The 17,161-nt window shown below is 56.9% G+C and carries 13 protein-coding genes; 6 read left to right on the top strand and 7 right to left on the bottom strand.

Annotated elements, in window-relative coordinates:
* Nucleotides 1-53: 53 nt before the first annotated feature.
* The 5 genes from ACZZ0D_RS11435 to ACZZ0D_RS11415 form a co-directional block, all read right to left on the bottom strand.
* Nucleotides 54-935, bottom strand: a complete 882-nt coding sequence (locus ACZZ0D_RS11435; protein ID WP_463553283.1) for a PI-PLC domain-containing protein — start codon at nucleotides 933-935, stop codon at nucleotides 54-56.
* Between the two features lie 193 nt (nucleotides 936-1,128).
* On the bottom strand, nucleotides 1,129-1,539 hold the full coding sequence (locus ACZZ0D_RS11430) for a hypothetical protein (protein ID WP_463553282.1): 411 nt from the start codon (nucleotides 1,537-1,539) through the stop codon (nucleotides 1,129-1,131).
* On the bottom strand, nucleotides 1,523-1,993 hold the full coding sequence (locus ACZZ0D_RS11425) for a hypothetical protein (protein WP_463553281.1): 471 nt from the start codon (nucleotides 1,991-1,993) through the stop codon (nucleotides 1,523-1,525). Before ACZZ0D_RS11425 ends, ACZZ0D_RS11430 begins: the two co-directional genes overlap by 17 nt.
* 135 nt (nucleotides 1,994-2,128) lie before the next feature.
* The gene (locus ACZZ0D_RS11420) at nucleotides 2,129-3,424 is read right to left on the bottom strand and encodes a glycosyltransferase (RefSeq protein ID WP_463553280.1); all 1,296 of its coding nucleotides are present in this window, start codon (nucleotides 3,422-3,424) and stop codon (nucleotides 2,129-2,131) included.
* A gap of 67 nt (nucleotides 3,425-3,491) precedes the next feature.
* The gene (locus ACZZ0D_RS11415; protein ID WP_463553279.1) at nucleotides 3,492-3,860 is read right to left on the bottom strand and encodes a response regulator; all 369 of its coding nucleotides are present in this window, start codon (nucleotides 3,858-3,860) and stop codon (nucleotides 3,492-3,494) included.
* Nucleotides 3,861-4,112: 252 nt separating this feature from the next.
* Here ACZZ0D_RS11415 and ACZZ0D_RS11410 point away from each other — a divergent pair, with 252 nt between their 5' ends.
* The 6 genes from ACZZ0D_RS11410 (at nucleotide 4,113) to ACZZ0D_RS11385 (ending at nucleotide 13,724) form a co-directional block, all read left to right on the top strand.
* Nucleotides 4,113-7,604, top strand: coding sequence for a response regulator (locus tag ACZZ0D_RS11410; RefSeq protein ID WP_463553278.1), 3,492 nt, complete (start codon nucleotides 4,113-4,115; stop codon nucleotides 7,602-7,604).
* Nucleotides 7,604-8,437, top strand: a complete 834-nt coding sequence (locus ACZZ0D_RS11405; RefSeq protein ID WP_053119903.1) for a CheR family methyltransferase — start codon at nucleotides 7,604-7,606, stop codon at nucleotides 8,435-8,437. Before ACZZ0D_RS11410 ends, ACZZ0D_RS11405 begins: the two co-directional genes overlap by 1 nt.
* Nucleotides 8,434-9,027, top strand: a complete 594-nt coding sequence (locus ACZZ0D_RS11400) for a chemotaxis protein CheB (protein WP_053119905.1) — start codon at nucleotides 8,434-8,436, stop codon at nucleotides 9,025-9,027. The genes ACZZ0D_RS11405 and ACZZ0D_RS11400 overlap by 4 nt, the downstream gene beginning before the upstream one ends.
* The gene (locus ACZZ0D_RS11395) at nucleotides 9,021-10,235 is read left to right on the top strand and encodes a hybrid sensor histidine kinase/response regulator (RefSeq protein WP_463553277.1); all 1,215 of its coding nucleotides are present in this window, start codon (nucleotides 9,021-9,023) and stop codon (nucleotides 10,233-10,235) included. The genes ACZZ0D_RS11400 and ACZZ0D_RS11395 overlap by 7 nt, the downstream gene beginning before the upstream one ends.
* 44 nt (nucleotides 10,236-10,279) lie before the next feature.
* On the top strand, nucleotides 10,280-10,657 hold the full coding sequence (locus ACZZ0D_RS11390; RefSeq protein WP_053119909.1) for a response regulator: 378 nt from the start codon (nucleotides 10,280-10,282) through the stop codon (nucleotides 10,655-10,657).
* Between the two features lie 100 nt (nucleotides 10,658-10,757).
* The gene (locus ACZZ0D_RS11385) at nucleotides 10,758-13,724 is read left to right on the top strand and encodes an RHS repeat domain-containing protein (protein WP_463553276.1); all 2,967 of its coding nucleotides are present in this window, start codon (nucleotides 10,758-10,760) and stop codon (nucleotides 13,722-13,724) included.
* Nucleotides 13,725-13,740: 16 nt separating this feature from the next.
* On the opposite strand, the gene ACZZ0D_RS11380 is transcribed toward ACZZ0D_RS11385, so the two are convergent.
* Together ACZZ0D_RS11380 and ACZZ0D_RS11375 are read right to left on the bottom strand one after the other, a co-directional pair.
* A complete protein-coding gene (locus tag ACZZ0D_RS11380) occupies nucleotides 13,741-15,411 on the bottom strand; it encodes an ATP-binding protein (RefSeq protein ID WP_463553275.1) in 1,671 nt (556 codons plus the stop codon).
* Nucleotides 15,408-16,910, bottom strand: a complete 1,503-nt coding sequence (locus tag ACZZ0D_RS11375) for an ATPase domain-containing protein (protein WP_463553274.1) — start codon at nucleotides 16,908-16,910, stop codon at nucleotides 15,408-15,410. The genes ACZZ0D_RS11380 and ACZZ0D_RS11375 overlap by 4 nt, the downstream gene beginning before the upstream one ends.
* Nucleotides 16,911-17,161: the final 251 nt, after the last annotated feature.

Here is a 17,161-nt window from a genome sequence, read left to right as displayed (position 1 = left end):
GGCCAATCATGCCCCTTTCTGGTCGCGTTCTACCACCCGCTTGTCACGGCCGTTCAGTTCCGGGTGTGCAGGGCGTCGCCGTAAACCGCCTTCATGCTGGTAGCACTCCAGCAGAGACGGACGATTTCCGACTCTTCAAAAAAGTCGGTGCTGATAATGCTGCAGCGCGTGACCCAGTCGCGGGTGGTGTGAAACCAGTCATTGATGTGGTTTTTGATGTGCTGCGGGCCGCCCAGTACCGAATAGCTGGTCGCCGATAGCGACCAGAGTGACAGGGGATAGGGCGCGCCTTCCAGTGACGTGCGGATGTGCGTTTGCAGATCTGTGGTGTCGGTAAAACGTTTGCCGCTCCATTTGTGTTTGATTCGGAACCAGAAGTAGTCCTCGTCGAGTTCACGTTTGGCAGGCGCCGCCATGATGATGCGGCGTTGCGTGCTGTTGCGTTTCAACTGGTCGATGGTCAGCAGTGCATCCGAGTGCGGTATGGCGCGGGAGCCGAGGCGTGCCATGACCAGCTGATTGAAACGCTGGAAATCGAACGGCTTTTCAGCGTCGCCCAACTCATGAAAATCAAGCACGATGAATTCATCGCGGTTCTGATCAAGGAACGTGGTGATTGCCGTCATCAGTTCATCGAGTGTACGACCGGATGAATAGCCGTTGTGGTGAAAGTAGAACTGCGGATGCTGCCAGTTGGCGGTGTAGCCGAGGCGCAGGTCGAATGCTCTGGCGCCATTGGCCAGTTGCCAGGCAAAGGAGTCGTTCTGGCACGTTGTCCAGTTGCCGAATACGCTGTCGTAATCAGGCGCTTTACGATCCATGCCGCTGTTATGCGTGCCGGGCCAGACGATATCGGTCAGCCTCAAACGCCCGATATCCAATACGTTGCTTAACCAGGTGTTTTTGTCGAGTGCGCCTGTTGCAATGCTGTTCATGAGCCGTCCTTGTCGTTGCTATCACACAATTCCATGGTGCAATGCATTCATGGTGCGGATGTGACGGTGTCGCACATCCGCTGTTTACCGATGGTTACCGGGTGTCATGAACCAGCGTAGAGCCTGTCAGTACTTTTGCCAGCGTTTGACATATCTGCACAAATATAGCGATTTAATATTGCTCGGGTAGCGCTCAACGTCCCTTGAGCAGATTGACGACTCGGCAGAAGTTGACGATCTGCGATTCTTCAATGAAGTCGATGTTAATAATATTGCACTTTCGCGCCCATTCACTTTTCTGTGGGTCAAACATTAAATCCAGTTCTGTGTGTATGTCGACTGGTCCGCCGATGCCGCTGTAACAGGTAGCAGAAAGTGTCCAGTTGTCGTAACTGCCGGGCGGGTTATCCATCACGCCGGTGATAAAGTTTCGTAGATCGCTGACGTTCGGGGTGGAGAGTCCAGACCATTTACTTTTCACTTCGTCATGAAACAGGTTGCCGTCAAGGTCGCTGTGCCGGGGAGTACAGACCAGCACACGTTGCAGCGGGCTGATTCTCTTCAGATCGCCAAGCGTGAGGTGCTTGTTACGGGCAGGAATCATGCGTGGCCCCAGCGCTTGCACGAACCAGCCTGTTGAACAACGCGAAATCAAAGGTATCTGTGCCGGTTTTGAAGTTTTTAAAGTCGAGGATAATAAACTCATCAGGGTTCTCGGACAGGAAGTCCCAAACGTCTACGACGAGGTTTTTCAGCGTGCGCGACGACAGGTACTCGTTATGGTGGAAGCGGAATCGATCGAACGCTTCCAAGGCGCTGGCGTCATAACACAAGCGCACATCCAGCGCTCGGGAGCCATGGTTCAGCTGGCTAGCGAATGACTGGTGCTGACAGGCAAGCCAGTGTTTGCCCGGTATCAGTGCATAGGAGGCTTGCCAGTCACAACCGGCGTTGTGAGTGCCAGGCAGTGTCATCTCGCTGAGTGTCAGGCGATTAACTTCCCGCGTGGCAGCCATCCATCTTTTGTTTGGGTAGTCGGTGGAGGTGTTGTTGTTCAAGTGTTGGCATCCCTGCATGGGTTAGTTGGTTAAGTTGCGCGTTTAATGCGGATTGCAATCGTGCGCTATATGCAGGTTTTTTATAGCGCCTGGCGCATTGCGCGCCAAGCATTGGGTTAATGCAAAGTGTGTGGTTTACCCGGAATTCGAGTTTTTTGCTTCAATCCACTGCGACATGTATTGGGTGCTCTTATGCAAGTGATGACGCAACATGCTGCCGGTGAAGTTGCCTGTTCTAAGTTTGCGCAGGTTGGTTTGGCAGTGTTGTAACTTGCGAATAAGTTCGGGGCCGTGCACGGAGTTTTTATAACGATCCGCCAATAGTAAATACCCGGCCGACTGCGCCTGTTGCCAGTGCGCCTCGTCGCGGTACAGCCGAACCGCTTCATCCGCCAGTGCTTGCGCCGAAACGCCGACAGCCCCTGGCCATGAATGATCGCCGTGCATGGCTTCTGCACCGATGGGGGTGGTGACGCTCGGTGTGCCACACAGCATCGCATCGACCAGTTTGCCTTTGATACCGGCGCCGAAACGCAGCGGCGCCAGGCACACACGGGCAGCGGACATCACTTGCAATGCATCTTCGGCCCAGTTCATGACATGGAAGCCTTGCGCAGGATTGTGCAGCGCCGTGGCTTTCGGCGGTGTGTAGGCACCATAAAGGTGTAGTTGCGCCTTGGGCAGTTGCGCGCGGATCAATGGCCAGACCGTCGACTTCATCCAGAGCACAGCGTCCCAATTGGGTGCGTGGCGGAAGTTGCCAATGCTCAGAAAGTGCTCTCGATCGTCGAATGCGCGAGGTGTGGCGGTTGGCGGATCGATCATCAGTGGACACCAGTGCAGCAGCTCCGCCGGCAAGCCGAATTGCTCTCGCAGCAGCTGGATTTCCACTTCGGAGATCATCAGGTTCAGGTCGCAGCGATACAACGCGGCGATTTCTCGCTTGGCCAGATCGGTATCAGCCATCAATTCGAATTCTTCGCGCAGTGCTGGCGTGAACAGTTCGCTGAAATCGTTTTCGTCGGCACTGGCTTTGAGACGATCCTTGAGTCGCTGATGACGGGCATGTCGCAAGCTCTGCAGATCGGAAGTCTCGAGTATGCGCAGGGCATCAGGGCAGTGCTTTTCAACACGCCAGCCGAACTGCTCTTCCATCATGAACTGATCGAACAGCACGATATCCGGGGCCAGCTCCGTAATAAAGGCATCGAAAGAACTGCTGTTGAGCTCGATAGGTACTTCGCGAATGCCCAGCTCGGCCAGATCAGCCTTGTGTTCGCCGGGGCCAGCAGGGCTGCTGAAGGTGATCTGCCAGCCTTGCTGCAAAAACGTTTCAAGGATTTGCATGACATGCCCACTGGCTGCCGAAGAGCGTGGTTCCGGCCAGACGTAGCCGATTACCAGGACTTTGGTGGGGTGGGGCTGGTGCATGCAGGTATTCCTTGAGGCGGGCTGTGGCAAAAAACGGCGCGCAATTAAACCACAGCCGGCCCGGGCCTTAGTTGTCCAGATTCAGGACAGCCTTGACCTTGTCGCGCAGTTGATCGATCGAAAACGGTTTGCCGATCACATGCATGTCCGCGGGTACATCGATGGTTTCGGCGTAACCACTGGCGAACAGGATCGGCAGAGAAGGGCGCAGCGCGCGTGCTTCGGTGGCCAGTTCGCGACCGTCCATGCCAGGCAAACCAACGTCGGTCATCATCAGATCAATGTGCTGACCGCTATCCGCGAGTTTCTCCAGCGCCTGCTCGCTGCCGTCCGCCTCGAGCACACTGAATTCCAGTTCCTCCAACACATCGACGATGAGCATGCGCACGATGTCGTCGTCTTCTACGACAAGGATGGTGGCGGAGGTGGCGGGCATAATAAAGGCTCTCAAGGGGTGAATTCGGGGGCGCCGGTCGATCAAAAATGCCGGGCTCTTGCATGAGTAAGTGGCGCATAGCCACAAGTTCCCGAACGGATACAAAAAAGAATAGCGGCAAGGATACCGGTTGGTCGCTGTGATAGCGCTGGCAAATGTAGAAAAATGCGCCAAAAACGATGAGAAAAATGGATCCATGCTGGGGTTTTGGGGCAAACTCTCGGGTTTTCAACAGTTCGACAAGGCTGCCCCATGTCCACTCCGTCTTCGGTTGATGAGCAACGGTTTCGCAAACTTCTGAGCCGCAACATCGGTCTGCCGCTGGGCGTCGGTGTGCTCAGTGCCGTGTTTTTCGTGTCGCTGATCACTTATTTGCTGTCGGTCATCCAGTGGGTGGAACACACCGACCGGGTGATCAATAACGCCAACGAAGCGGTGAAACTCACCGTTGACCTGGAAACGGGCATGCGCGGCTTCCTGCTCAGCGGCGACGAGCATTTCCTTGATCCGTACGAGACGGCCAAGCCGCGCATAGCCGTAGCGCTGAAAACCCTGACCGAGCTGACCATCGACAACCCAGTGCAAACCGATCGTTTGCGCAGGCTGGAGGCCTTGCAGACTGAATGGGCCAATTACGCGCAATCGATGATCGATCTGCAGCGATCCAGCGGCGATTATCGGGGCGCGGTGAAGGCTGGGCGGGGCAAGCGCCTGACCGACGAAATCCGTAAGCAATTCGAAGACGTGATTGAAACCGAGCAAGTCCTGCGCACTACGCGTAATGAGGACGTGCGCCGCACTACAGTCTGGAGTATCAGCCTTTACCTGCTGTTTATTGCCGGTATCAGCGGTTTACTGGCGTACATCGGTCGTCGTGACCTGATGACGTTGTCGGGAAACTACAGCGCCAATCTCGCCGCACAACAGGCCAGCGCCGAACGTCTGGAGCAGCAGGCATGGCTGCGCAACGGTCAGACCGAACTGGCCGAACAAGTGCTGGGGCAACTGACCCTCAATCTGCTGGGCCGCAATATTCTGCAATTCTGCGCACAATACCTCGGTACCGCCGTAGCCGCTCTTTATGTACGTGAAGAACACGGCGGGCTCAAACGCGTGGCCACTTACGGCTTCTCCCGCGAGCAGGAAGAACAGGATCAATCGATTTACAGCGGCGAGGGCATAGTGGGCCAAGTGGCACAAACGTCGCGTCTGATCCGTCTGGATTCTGTACCGGTCGACTATTTCAAGGTTAGCTCCGGGCTGGGTGAGGGTTTGCCGCACAGTGTGCTGGTGGTTCCGACCAGCGATGATGATCGGGTCAATGGCGTGATCGAACTCGGTTTCCTGCGCCCGCTCAACGACCGTGACATCGAATTGCTGGAGCTGATTGCCGGCAACATTGGCACCTCCATCGAGGCCGCGCGTTACCGTCAGCGTTTGCAGGAAGTGCTGGCCGAGACCCAGCAGCTCAACGAAGAGTTGCAGGTACAGCAGGAAGAGCTGAAAACCGCCAACGAAGAGTTGGAAGAACAATCGCGGATTCTCAAGGAATCCCAGGCGCATCTGGAAACCCAGCAAGTCGAGCTGGAGCAGACCAACGAGCAGCTCGCCGAGCAGGCGCAGACACTGGCCGAGCAGCGCGACGCCATGGATGAGAAGAACACCGCCCTCAATCAAGCGCAGGTACAGCTCGAAGAGCGCGCCGAAGAGTTGCAGCGTTCAAGCAAATACAAATCCGAATTCCTCGCCAACATGTCCCACGAACTGCGCACGCCGCTGAACAGTTCGTTGATCCTGGCCAAACTGCTGGCGGAAAACCCGCAGGACAATCTCAGCGCCGAACAGGTCAAGTTCGCCGAGTCGATCTATTCGGCTGGCAACGATCTGCTCAACCTGATCAACGACATTCTGGACATTTCCAAGGTCGAGGCCGGCAAGCTTGAAGTGATCCCGGAGAACACCAGTGTTGCGCGTCTGGCGGATGGCCTGCGTGGCGTGTTCGAACCGATGGCCAAAGACAAACAGCTGACCTTCACCGTCGATTTGCAGCCGGGCACGCCAGGCATGATGTTCACCGACCGGCAGCGTCTGGAGCAGGTGATCAAAAACCTGCTGTCCAACGCCGTCAAGTTCACCGAGAAAGGCGCGGTCAGCCTGACCATTGCCGGCCAGCCGAATGACCAGATCGCGTTTGTTGTGCGTGATTCGGGGATCGGCATCGCGGCGGATCAGCAGGAAAGCATTTTCGAAGCGTTCCGTCAGGCCGACGGCACTACTAACCGCAAGTACGGCGGAACCGGGTTGGGCCTGTCGATTTCCCGCGATCTGGCAACGTTGCTTGGCGGTTCGATCAGCGTCAGCAGCACGCCGGGGCAGGGCAGTGTGTTCACCCTGTTGCTGCCGTTGCAGTACAGCGAGTCGGGCGAAATCTCGACTGCACCTTTAACGTTTACGCCGCCAGCGCCGACCGCGCCTGTACCTTTGGCGCCCGTGGTTTCGCCATTGGCTCCGGTGCATATTCCGCGTTTTGCCGATGACCGCGATAAAGCTCCATTCGCCACACGCTGCATTCTGGTGGTGGAAGACGAGCCGAATTTCGCCCATATCCTTTATGACCTGGCCCACGAGTTGGGCTATCAGTGCCTGGTTGCTCACGGCGCGGATGAAGGCTATGACCTGGCGAAAGAGTTTATTCCGGACGCCATCCTGCTCGACATGCGCCTGCCCGATCACTCGGGTCTCACTGTCCTGCAGCGACTGAAAGAACGCGCCGAAACCCGCCACATCCCGGTGCACGTGATTTCGGTCGAAGACCGCGTTGAAGCCGCGATGCACATGGGCGCCATCGGTTACGCGGTCAAACCGACCACCCGCGAAGAGCTGAAAGACGTGTTCGCGCGTCTCGAAGCGAAGCTGACGCAAAAGGTCAAACGCGTGCTGTTGGTTGAAGACGACGATTTGCAGCGCGAAAGCATCGCGCGATTGATTGGCGACGAGGACATCGAAATCACCGCCGTCGGTCTGGCGCAAGACGCCCTGGAGCGGCTGCGCGAGACGGTTTACGACTGCATGATCATCGACCTGAAGCTGCCAGACATGCTTGGCAACGATCTGCTCAAACGCATGGCCACTGAGGACATCTGCTCGTTCCCGCCGGTGATCGTTTACACCGGTCGCAACCTGACCCGCGATGAAGAGGCCGATCTGCGCAAGTATTCGCGCTCGATCATCATCAAGGGTGCGCGTTCGCCTGAGCGTTTGCTCGACGAGGTCACACTCTTTTTGCACAAAGTCGAATCGCAGTTGTCCCATGAACGGCAGAAGATGCTCAAGACCGCGCGCAGCCGCGACAAGGTCTTCGAGGGTCGCAAGATCCTGCTGGTGGACGACGATGTACGCAACATTTTCGCCCTGACCAGTGCTCTGGAAACAAAAGGCGCAGTCGTGGTGATCGGCCGTAATGGCCGTGAAGCGATTGAAAAACTGAATGAAGTCGAGGACATCGATCTGGTGTTGATGGACGTGATGATGCCGGAAATGGATGGTTTCGAAGCCACCATTGAAATCCGCAAGGATCCGCGCTGGCGCAAGCTGCCAATCATTGCAGTGACGGCCAAGGCCATGAAGGACGATCAGGAGCGCTGCCTGCAAGCGGGTTCGAACGATTATCTGGCCAAGCCCATTGACCTGGATCGCCTGTTCTCGCTGATTCGTGTGTGGTTACCGAAGATGGAACGTATTTAGTGGAAGGCAGCAGTCCAGCCGAACGAAACAGCGAAATCGAATTACGTTTGCTGATTGAGGCGATCTACCTCAAGTACAGCTACGATTTTCGCGATTACTCTGGCGCTTCGATCAAGCGCCGGGTGCAGCACGCGTTGAGCCAGTTCGAGTGCGCGACCATTTCGGCGTTGCAGGAGAAGGTTCTGCACGACCCGACCGCGTTCATGCAGTTGCTGCAACTGCTGACGATCCCGGTCAGCGAGATGTTTCGTGATCCTTCGCACTTCCTCGCGATTCGCAAGGAAGTAGTGCCGTTGCTGCGCACCTATCCGTCGATCAAAATCTGGATCGCCGGCTGCAGCACGGGTGAGGAGGTCTATTCGATGGCGATACTGCTGCGCGAAGAAGGCCTGCTCGATCGCACGATCATTTACGCCACGGACATCAATCCGCGCTCGCTGGACAAGGCCAAGCAGGGCATTTTCTCGATGGAGAACGTCCGTGCCTATACCGCCAACTACCAGCAGGCCGGCGGTCAGCGTTCATTTGCCGAGTACTACACTGCCGCGTATGGCTACGCGATATTCGACAAAACGCTGTGCGAGAACGTGACGTTTGCCGACCACAGTCTGGCGACCGACAGCGTGTTCTCCGAAACCCAGCTGATTTCTTGCCGCAACGTGCTGATCTATTTCAACAAGAAGCTGCAGGATCGCGCCTTCGGGCTGTTCCATGAATCGCTGTGCCATCGTGGTTTTCTGGTGCTCGGCAGTAAAGAGACGCTGGATTTTTCCAGCTATGCCAATCAGTTCGAGCCGTTGGTCAAACAAGAACGGATTTACCGCAAAACATGAACGAGGCCGTGGCTTTACCTCGCGTCGAGGCGATTGTGGTCGGTGCTTCCGCCGGTGGCGTTGAGGCGTTGCTGAGCGTACTCGGCCCATTGCGCAGCGGGTTTGTGCTGCCGATTATCGTTGTGCTGCACTTGCCCGAAGAGCGTCGCAGCCAGTTGGCCGAAGTCTTCGCGCGGCGTCTGGACATGCCGGTGCACGAGGCGATCGACAAGCAGGACATTGCCGCCGGTACCGTATATTTCGCCACGCCGGGCTATCACCTGTCGGTGGAGCAGGATCGCAGCCTGTCGCTGAGCCTTGAAGATCGCGTGCATTACTCGCGGCCTTCGATTGATTACCTGTTCGAGTCCGCCGCTGATGCCTACGGCTCAAAGCTGGCCGCTGTATTGCTGACCGGCGCCAATCACGACGGTGCGCGCGGGCTGGCGCAAGTCAAACGTCGCGGAGGCCTGACCATTGTCCAGGATCCGCAAGAGGCGCAAGTCGCCACCATGCCTCAGGCTGCTCTGAACATTCAGCAGCCCGATCATGTCCTAACCCTTAACGGCATCGGCCGTCTGCTTGTCGAGCTGGAACGAATCGCATGCTGAGTAATATTCAAGCCAAATTGCTGATCGTCGACGATCTGCCGGAAAACCTGCTGGCGCTCGAAGCCTTGATCAAACGCGAAGACCGTACCGTCTACAAGGCGTTGTCGGCGGACGAAGCGTTGTCGTTGCTGCTGCAGCACGAATTCGCCATGGCCATCCTCGACGTGCAGATGCCGGGGATGAACGGCTTCGAACTCGCCGAGTTGATGCGCGGCACCGAGAAAACCAAGAACATCCCGATTATCTTCGTCAGCGCCGCCGGTCGTGAATTGAACTACGCGTTCAAGGGTTACGAGAGCGGCGCGGTCGACTTCCTGCACAAGCCGCTGGATATCCACGCGGTGAAGAGCAAGGTCAACGTTTTCGTCGATCTGTACCGCCAGAGCAAGGCGATGAAACAGCAGGTCGAAGCGCTGGAGCAGGCCCGTCGGGAGCAGGAAGCGCTGTTGCAACAGTTGCAGAGCACTCAGTCGGAGCTGGAGCAGGCGGTGCGGATGCGCGATGACTTCATGTCAATCGTCGCCCACGAAGTGCGTACGCCGCTCAATGGCCTGATACTCGAAACGCAGCTGCGCAAGATGCACCTGGCACGGGACAACGCGTCGGCGTTCACCCTCGACAAGATGCACGCCATGGTCGATCGCGACGAGCGGCAGATCAAAAGCCTGATCCGCTTGATCGAAGACATGCTCGATGTTTCGCGCATCCGCACCGGCAAGCTGTCGATTCGGCCGAACCGTTTCGATCTGGTGCAGTTAGTCAGCAATCTGTTGCAGAACTTTGCGCAACAGATTGACGCGGCGGAAACCGAAGTATCGTTCACGGCGCCAGAGCCGGTCGAAGGTCACTGGGACGAGTTCCGCATCGAGCAAGTGGTGTCGAACCTGATCACCAACGCCCTGCGCTACGGCGGTCGCAGCCCGGTCAAGGTGCGTGTTTACCGCGAAGGCGATGAGGCGCGCATCGAAGTCGAGGACAATGGCATCGGCATCAGCGCCGATAATCAGAAGCGAATTTTCCAACAGTTCGAACGGGTGTCCGCCAAGACGGTAGTCGCCGGGCTCGGGCTGGGTCTGTTCATTTCCGAGCAGATCGTCGCCGCCCATGGCGGCTCCATCGTCGTCGAGAGTGAAATCAACGAGGGCGCCCTGTTTCGCGTTTGTCTGCCGATCGAGGAAAACGGCAAATCTGACGCAACCTCTGATTGACCGCACGGTCGTATCAGCAGCTATTGACCGAACAAAGGCTTCCCATGAGCGTAGATGCACAAGATGTAGTACTCGTCGTCGAGGACGAACCGGTTATCTTGATGGTCCTGACCGATTACCTGTCGGGCCAGGGTTACCGCGTGTTGCAAGCGGAAAGCGGCGAGCAGGCGTTCGAGATTCTGGCGAGCAAGCCGCATCTGGATGTCCTGATCACTGACTTCCGGCTGCCTGGCGGTATTTCCGGCGTGCAGATCGCCGAGCCAGCCGTCAAATTGCGACCGGATCTAAAAGTGATCTTCATCAGCGGTTACCCGCAGGAGATCCGCGAAACCGGCAGCCCGATCACGCGCAAGGCGCCGATTCTGGAAAAACCGTTTGATCTGGATGTCTTGCAGGAGAAAATTCAGGAGCTATTGGCCTGAAAACAGGGCGGTTGGCGGTGTACCTGTAATTTCTGACAGTTGACGACGCGATCGTAATGGATCGTTATAAACCCTGAAATCCGTTTCGGGGTTGAGTTTCATGGATCGTGGCACACCGGCATTAGCCGTGATTGACCCCTGTGGTGCGCCCATTCGCGCCGTAGTTTATTGGCGGCAGTCCGCACTCGATGCACCTCAGGCGCGTATTACTCAAACGATCCTTGATCGCCACACCCGTACCAGCCATAGCCGCGATCCACGGCTCTTTTCGCTGTTTAAAAGCGCCTCTGCGCCTGCCAATCAGACGACCCTGACTAGCCTGTCCGGCGTATCCTTGCTGTCCGTCAATGTTGATGCCGGTTGGCGCTTGAGCCTGACCGGCGCCAGTGGGCAGCCACTGGAAAGCTGGGATCAGAAACTCAGCCACCGTCGTGTTGTGCATGATGCGTTACTACGCCCAGCGTTTCTTTTCGAGCAGGAAGCGGGCGAAGCGCTACAGCGCAGTGAGTGCTTTGACTATGCCGACGGCAGCCCCGAATCTGCACAGCACAATCTTTGCGGTCAGATCGTCCGCCATGATGATCGGGGAGGGACGGTGTTTCTTCACGAGTGCAGTCTTTCCGGTTCCGCCCTTGAGCAGTCCCGACGCTTTCTTCAGGCGCTTGATGCCCCTGACTGGCCGGAAGATGAAATCGGACGGGACAACCTGTTGGAACCTGAACGAGCGCTAACGCGCACGGACAACAACGCCGCAGGTGAACAGATCCGTCATGTTGATGCGTTGGGCAATGAACAACTGCTGCGGCAAACGCGGGCTGGAGAGTTGTCAGAAACTTGCCTGAAACTGCATGACGCTGCCGGGTTCAGCACGCTGGTGGGCAACATTCGCTACAGCGCCGAAGGGCAGATCGAGCAACAAACCGCAGGAAATGGCGTGGTCACGCGCGCTACTTTTGATGCGGAAAATGGCCGTTTGAGCACGTTGATCACGCAAGTCACGAACGAGTCGGCCATACAGAACCTGACATATGCCTACGATCCCGTCGGCAACCTGCTCAGCATCAGTGATAGCGCCCAACCCATCCGCTACTTCCGCAATCAGCGAGTCGCGCCACTCAACACTTACCGTTACGACTCGCTTTATCAATTGATCGAAGCCAGTGGCCGGCAGTGCGTCAACACTCCGGGCGGGGCATTGTTGCCGGAATTCATATCGCCGCCCGACTCAAGTCAGCTGGAAAATTATCGTCAGACGTTTGCTTACGACAGTGGCGGGAATTTGCTGACGTTGCAGCACGTGGCTGACAGTGGTCAGCGCAGTGAGCGCACCGCCGTTGCCGCGGCAAGCAATCGGAGTTTGCCGTACTCAGCGAACGGTGAGCCGCCAGGGGAGGGCGAAATCAACGCCGGATACGACGCCAACGGCAACCTTAAATTGCTGCAGCAAGGCCAGAATCTGCTGTGGAATGGCCGTGATCAGTTGTGTCAGGTCGATCAGGTTCTACGTGAAGGTGAGCCCAACGATTCAGAGCGCTATGTTTACGACGGCGCAGGCCAGCGTCTGCGAAAAATTCGCACGGCCTACAGTTCTCGCCGAACCCGTACTCATGAAACCCGCTATCTGTCAGGCGTTGAAATTCGCACAGCTCCCGAAGAAATCGTACACGTCATCAGCGTTCAGGCCGGGCGTTGCACCGTGCAGATCCTGCACTGGGAAAAAGGCCGGCCAGCGCATGTTGCTGATGAACAATACCGTTATCTTTTGACCGATCATCTGGCTTCCAGCAGTCTGGAACTGGATGTCGACGCCCAACTCATTAGCCAGGAAAGTTTCTACCCCTATGGCGGAACAGCCTGGTGGGCCGGGCGAGACAAGGTTGAAGCCGGTTATCGGACGTTGCGTTATTCGGGGCAGGAGCGGGACACAACCGGACTGTATTACTACGGGTTTCGCTATTACATGCCTTGGCGCCAGCGATGGCTGAGTGCGGATCCTGCGGGTGTGAGCGATGGGTTGAATTTGTATCAGATGGTGGGGGGCAATCCGATCGGGTTTGTCGATTCTCAGGGGTTGGCGAAAACGCGTGTCACCGGGCAGGAAATTGCGAAAGCGATGCCTGTCGGGATGCTCCGGGGAATTGTCAAAGGGGCTGCAGGGTATGGTTTGAAGTACCTTGCAAAGGAGGGGATGAAGCAAGCGGCGAAAGAGGCTCTGAGGGGGCCGGCGATAATATTCAATGCCGCTTCCTGGGGTTACGCATCATGGGGGCTGGCTTCTCATTGGCTTAACGTTGCTGGAGTAAGCGGCCTTCCAAAAGCCTTAGGTGCAGGCACGGCTGCATTGGTCGGCTCTGGCGTAGGTGTAGCCGCAGCGTCCTTGTCTGATCCGGTTGAAGTGTTTGGCGAAATTGCCAAAAACTTCGGCAGCGGCATTGTCGGCAGGCTTATTTCCGGTGTGGGTGGTTCCATTGCGTATGACGGTAATGCCACAGTAAGGTCGCAAGCCGTCAATATCGCTACCGATCTGACTGTGAACTTTGCCGAGGGCGCGATCTTCAAAGTACTGCCGAGCAGTATTCCTGATGTGTTCAAATCCATGTCCAACGGCGCGATGAAAAGCTTTACCGGTGATGCAATTCGCTCTGCGGCATCTGTCCCTGCCAGTTATCACGAGAGTAATTTGGCGTGGCCGACGCTAGCGGATGCTAAAACGCTCGGTAAAGGACTCTTGCATGATACGGCGATGTCTGCGGTTTACGGTGCGGGTGATGCGTTGATAAACCAGGGGATCGATCGTGGTATTGGCGATAAACAAGTGGATCAGGCGCTGCGAGCAGGTTTTGAAAACTTGCAGATTCCGGGCCAGTTCGACGCATTGTTGAGTGAGAGGGTTTTGTCAGGCGCGAATCTTTACGACGTCAATGCGATTCCCAATGTGACAACGCCCATCGCCAGTACACAAAGGAATCTTGCTGCTGCTGCCGAAAGACATCGACGTCACCGGCAAAGCAGGCCGCGCCAAGACAACCAGCAACTGATGATGACCCTCAGACCCCGTGCTGTTTAATAAGTGTGAGCAGAGGTCACTGCCGGATCATCTCCCTGACCTTCGCCGTCAACAAATCAAAGGTGAACGGCTTGGTGATCATCTGCATTCCCGGATCGAGGAACCCGCCGCGCACGGCCGCGTGTTCGGCGTATCCAGTGATAAACAGCACCTTCAACCCCGGACGATATTGACGACCAATCTCGGCCAACTGCCGACCATTCATGCCGGGCAGGCCAACATCGCTGATCAGAAGATCAATACGCTGCGCCGAATTCAGAATCGGCACAGCACCGTCGGCATCTCCGGCCTCGACGAAGGCATAACCCAACTCACTCAAAACCGCGCTGACCAGCACGCGAACGGCGGGGTCATCTTCGACGATCAACACTGTTTCACCGTTGATTGCATCCGGCGCTTGCTGAATATCGGTATCGGGTTGTTCCAGCTCTTCACCACGGAAGCGCGGCAGGTAGAGTTTCACCGTGGTGCCTTGATCGATTTCGCTGTCAATCGAGACATGCCCGCGTGACTGCTTGCTGAAGCCGTAAATCATCGACAGGCCGAGCCCGGTGCCTTGGCCGATTGGTTTGGTGGTGAAGAACGGATCGAACGCGCGATTGATCACGCTTTGCGGCATGCCGCTGCCATTGTCGGTGACGCTGAGCATCACGTAATCGCCGGGCTCAAGGTTGCTGTAGGCCTCGGTGAATTCGCGATGCAGCACCTGATTGCTGGTTTCGACGATCAATTTGCCACCCTCGGGCATGGCGTCGCGGGCGTTGATTACCAGGTTGAGCAGGGCGCTTTCCAGTTGATTCGGATCGGCCTCGGCGACCCACAATTTGTCGTTCAGGCGCATGTCCAGCTGGATGCTTTCGTTGAGGCTGCGTTGCAGCAGCTCGCCCATCGACAGCACAAGGGTATTCATCTGTACGGCTTTGGAATCAAGCGACTGCCGACGAGAGAACGCCAGCAGCCGATGGGTCAGGCCAGCGGCGCGGTTGGCAGAGGTCACGCCCAGATCGATCAGGCTATCGAGATCATCCAGGCGCCCACGCGCAAGTCGCCGGCGCAGCAACTCAAGGCTACCGATGATCCCGGTGAGCATATTGTTGAAGTCGTGAGCAATACCGCCAGTAAGTTGGCCGACCGCTTCCATCTTCTGCGACTGGCGCAACGCTTCTTCGTTGTGGCGAAGTTGCGCGGTGCGTTCCTCGACCTGTTGTTCGAGGGTTTCCAGCGTCGATTGCAGACGCCGTTCGCTTTCACTCAGATCGATCAAGCGGTCGCGGGCTTCATATTGTCGTCGTCGACCGCGCAGGGCGGCGGAGACCATACTGACCAACGTGGCCGGGTGGAAAGGGCGCTCAAGGAAGCTCACATTGCCCAGTAAAGTGCTCAGGCGTGAGGAGGGACCTTGTTCCTGTCCGCCGTGATGGGTGAGCAGCACGATCGGTAGATCCGACCAGGCCGGTTGTTGCTCCAGATGCTGGAACAACACCTCCAGCTCCGGGCCACGCAACGCTTCGGCGGCAATCAACAACAACCCGGCGCCAGATTCCAGTTGCGAACACAGTGTCGCCAGATCCGGCGTGATCAAACCACCAAATCCAGCTTCATTGAGGATCATCAGCGCAATTTGGCTGTCGCGACCCACGGGCGCCAGAATCAGCGCCCGTTCGGCCAGCGGCGTAGTCACCGTCACAAGTTATCTTCCTGCAGCAGCGGTTTGCTCGCGCCGAGGTAAGTCGGGACGCCACGAAGCACGCCCTGGAAGGCTTCCAGCGGTTCACCAATGGTCATGCCTTGCGTGGAAATTCGGTATTCGCGAATGGTCGATTCGTGGCTGCCGGTGCGTTTCTTGATGATGGAAATCGCCCGCCGGACTTTGCCGAGGGCTTCGAAGTAACGCAACAGAATCACCGTGTCGGCCAGGTAAGTGATGTCGACCGGCGCTTGCATATCGCCGACCAGACCATGTTGGGCGACCGTCATAAACGTCGCCGCGCCTTTGCGGTTAAGGTACAGCAGCAACTCGTGCATGTGCAGCACCAGGGCATTTTCTTCCGGCATCGCGGCTTGATAGCCGTTGATGCTGTCGATCACCACGGTTTTGATTTGGCCTTCATCGACGCAGCGTCGCACGCGGTGGGAAAACTCGCCCGGCGACAGTTCGGCGGCGTCTACCTGTTCGATCAATAGATTGCCGGTCGCTTGCAGGGCCTTGAGGTCGATGCCGATATTTCTCATGCGCTCGAACAGCAAACCCAGTTCTTCATCGAAAATGAACAACGCAGCTTTCTCGCCACGCGTCACTGCCGCAGCGGCAAAGATCATCGAGATAAGCGATTTACCGGTACCGGCCGGGCCCAGAATCAATGTACTGGAACCGGTTTCGATGCCACCGCCGAGCAGGGCGTCCAGCTCTTTGATGCCACTGGTAAGCTGCAGGCGTGCATATTCTCCACGGTGTTCGGCGGCGACCAGCCTTGGGAATACGTGAACGCCGTCACCCATGATGGTGAAGTCGTGGAAACCGCCGCGATACTTCTGACCGCGGTATTTGACCACCCGCACGCGGCGGCGCTCGGCGCCATAATTGGGGGTCAGCTCTTCCAGACGAATCACGCCGTGGGCCACGCTGTGCACGGTTTTGTCGAGGGACTCGGTGGTCAAGTCGTCGAGCAACAGTACGGTAGCGTTGTAGCGCACGAAGTAATGTTTGATTGCCAGAATCTGCCGGCGATAGCGCAAAGAGCTTTGCGCCAGCAGACGGATCTCCGACAGGCTATCGAGCACGACGCGGGTCGGTTTGAAGCGTTCGACCGCTTCGAAAATCTGCTTGGTTGCTTCGCCCAACTCCAAATCGGAGGAATACAGCAAGCTCTGCTGATGCTCGGCATTGAGCAGGCTTTCCGGTGGCGTCAGCTCAAAAATCTTGATGTTCTCATCCAGCTCCCAGCCGTGGGAGAGCGCACCCTGGCGCAATTCATTCTCGGTTTCCGACAGCGTGATGTACAACGAGCGTTCGCCGGCTTTCGCGCCGGCCATTAGAAAATGCAAAGCGACCGTGGTTTTACCGGTTCCGGGTTCTCCTTCCAGCAGGAAAACATGCCCGCGCGATAAGCCACCGGCCAGGATGTCATCCAGGCCCACAATGCCGGTGGCGGCTTTTGCACTGATCAACTCGTTAGATGTAGACAAAAAATGCCCTCTCATGACTAGGGGAAGCGAGGCAGCTGACTCGATTGAGCTGCCTGATTACTTGACCTTGGGCCGTGATGGCAGTTCCGCTCTTTCTACTTGAAAGTTTACGGCGAACACAAAAAGCTTAGGCAGGATTTTGTGGCGAGGGGATTTATCCCCGTTGGCGTGCGCAGCAGGCCCTGCTTTTGGTGAAGAGGGGCCGCTGCGCGACCCAACGGGGATAAATCCCCCTCGCCACAGGCAGTGGT

The organism is Pseudomonas sp. AC193 (assembly GCF_979258075.1).
The sequence above is the reverse complement of the archived record's forward strand: the minus strand, read 5'-3'. Positions and strand labels throughout refer to the sequence as shown.